Raw genomic sequence first — 2551 nt, forward strand, 5'->3', positions numbered from 1 at the left:
TCCAGCGCCGTGCGGCGGGCCCTGCGCCGGGCCCGCGACGGCGTCGCCCTGGACACCGCGGAGGCCGCGGTGCTGCTCGCGGCGCGCGGCGCCGACCTGCGCGACCTGTGCGCCTCGGCGGCCCGGGTGCGGGACGCCGGACTGGAGGCGGCCGGCCGCCCCGGGGTGGTCACCTACTCCAGGAAGGTGTTCGTCCCCCTCACCCGGCTCTGCCGCGACCGCTGCCACTACTGCACCTTCGCCACCGCGCCGGGCAGGCTCCGGCGCGAGGGCCACGGGATGTACCTCTCGCCGGACGAGGTGCTGGACATCGCCCGCCGGGGCGCGGCGCTCGGCTGCAAGGAGGCCCTGTTCACCCTGGGCGACCGCCCCGAGGAGCGCTGGCCCCAGGCCCGCGCGTGGCTGGACGCCCACGGCTACGACGACACCCTCGCCTACGTGCGCGCCATGGCCGTGCGGGTCCTGGAGGAGACCGGCCTGCTGCCGCACCTGAACCCGGGCGTCCTGACCTGGACCGACCTGCAGCGCCTCAAGCCCGTCGCCCCCTCCATGGGGATGATGCTGGAGACCACCGCGACCCGCCTGTGGTCCGAGCCCGGCGGCCCGCACCACGGCTCCCCGGACAAGGAGCCCGCCGTGCGGCTGCGGGTGCTGGAGGACGCCGGGCGCAGCGCGGTGCCGTTCACCACCGGGATCCTGATCGGCATCGGCGAGAGTCGCCAGGAGCGGGCCGAGTCGCTCTTCGCGATCCGCCGGGTGGCGCGGCAGTACCAGGGCGTGCAGGAGGTCATCGTCCAGAACTTCCGGGCCAAGCCGGACACCGCGATGCGCGGCATGCCCGACGCCGAGCTGGAGGAGCTGGCCGCGGCGGTCGCGGTGGCCCGGCTGGTGCTGGGCCCCTCCGCCCGCATCCAGGCGCCGCCGAACCTCGTCGAGGGGGAGTACGCGCTGCTGCTCGGCGCGGGCATCGACGACTGGGGCGGGGTCTCCCCGCTCACCCCGGACCACGTCAACCCCGAGCGGCCCTGGCCGCACATCGAGGAGCTCGCGGAGCGCACCGCCGCCGCCGGGTTCGTCCTCAAGGAGCGGCTGACCGTGTACCCGGAGTACGTCCTGCGCGGCGAGCCCTGGCTGGACCCGCGGATCGTGCCGCACGTCACCGCGCTGGCCGACCCGGCGACCGGCCTGGCCCGCGAGGGCGCCCGGCCGGCCGGCCTGCCCTGGCAGGAACCGGAGGACGCCTTCCCCGCCACCGGTCTCGGCCGCACCGACCTGCACCGCGCCGTCGACACCCAGGGCCGCTCCGCCGACCGCCGCGGCGACTTCGAGGACGTCTACGGCGACTGGGAGGCCCTGCGCGAGCAGGCCGCCCCGCACGCCGTCGAGCGGTTCGACGCCGACGTGCGCCAGGCCCTGGCGACCGCCGCCGACGACCCCACGAGGCTCACCGACGACCAGGCCCTCGCCCTGCTGCACGCCGACGGCCCCGCGCTGGACGCCCTGTGCCGCATCGCCGACGACGTGCGCCGCGACACCGTCGGCGACGAGGTCACCTACTGCGTCACCCGCAACATCAACTTCACCAACGTCTGCTACACCGGCTGCCGCTTCTGCGCCTTCGCCCAGCGCCGCACCGACGCGGACGCCTACACCCTCTCCCTCGACCAGGTCGCCGACCGGGCCGCCCAGGCCTGGGACGTGGGCGCCACCGAGGTCTGCATGCAGGGCGGCATCCACCCCGACCTGCCCGGCACCGCCTACTTCGACATCGCCCGCGCGGTCAAGGAGCGGGTGCCCGGCATCCACGTGCACGCCTTCTCCCCGATGGAGGTCGTCAACGGCGCCGCCCGCACCGGCCTGTCCGTCCGCGACTGGCTGCAGCAGGCCAAGGAGGCCGGCCTGGACACCATCCCCGGCACCGCGGCCGAGATCCTCGACGACGACGTCCGGTGGATCCTCACCAAGGGCAAGCTGCCCGCCGCCACCTGGGTCGAGGTCGTCACCGCCGCCCACGCCCTGGGCATCCGCTCCTCCTCGACCATGATGTACGGGCACGTGGACACCCCCCGCCACTGGCTGGGCCACCTGCGCCTGCTCGCGCGGATACAGCAGCGCACCGGCGGCTTCACCGAGTTCGTCACGCTGCCCTTCGTCCACACCAACGCCCCCGTCTACCTGGCCGGCATCGCCCGCCCCGGCCCCACCCAGCGCGACAACCTCGCGGTCACCGCCATGGCCCGCCTCCTGCTCCACCCCCACATCACCAACATCCAGACCAGCTGGGTCAAGCTCGGCGCGCAGGGCGCGGCCCGGATGCTGCGCTCCGGCGCCAACGACCTGGGCGGCACCCTCATGGAGGAGACCATCTCCCGGATGGCGGGCTCCGCCTACGGCTCCCACCGGTCCGTCCGCGACCTGGAGGCCATCGCGCAGGCCGCCGGCCGCCCCGCCCGGCAGCGCACCACCCTCTACGGCCAGGTCCCCGCCGAACGCCGCGCCGCAGCCCTCGCCTCCGACGGACACCTGCCGGAACTGCTGCCGCTGCTGGAGG

General features: G+C 75.3%; 1 protein-coding gene. It reads left to right on the plus strand.

What is annotated here, in order from left to right; translation table 11 throughout:
* Positions 1-2551: bifunctional FO biosynthesis protein CofGH (locus ACFY07_RS28510; RefSeq protein ID WP_390872433.1), on the plus strand; the 2551-nt coding region annotated here is incomplete at both ends.

The organism is Streptomyces sp. NPDC001380 (genome assembly GCF_042895785.1).
Lineage (GTDB): Bacteria > Actinomycetota > Actinomycetes > Streptomycetales > Streptomycetaceae > Peterkaempfera.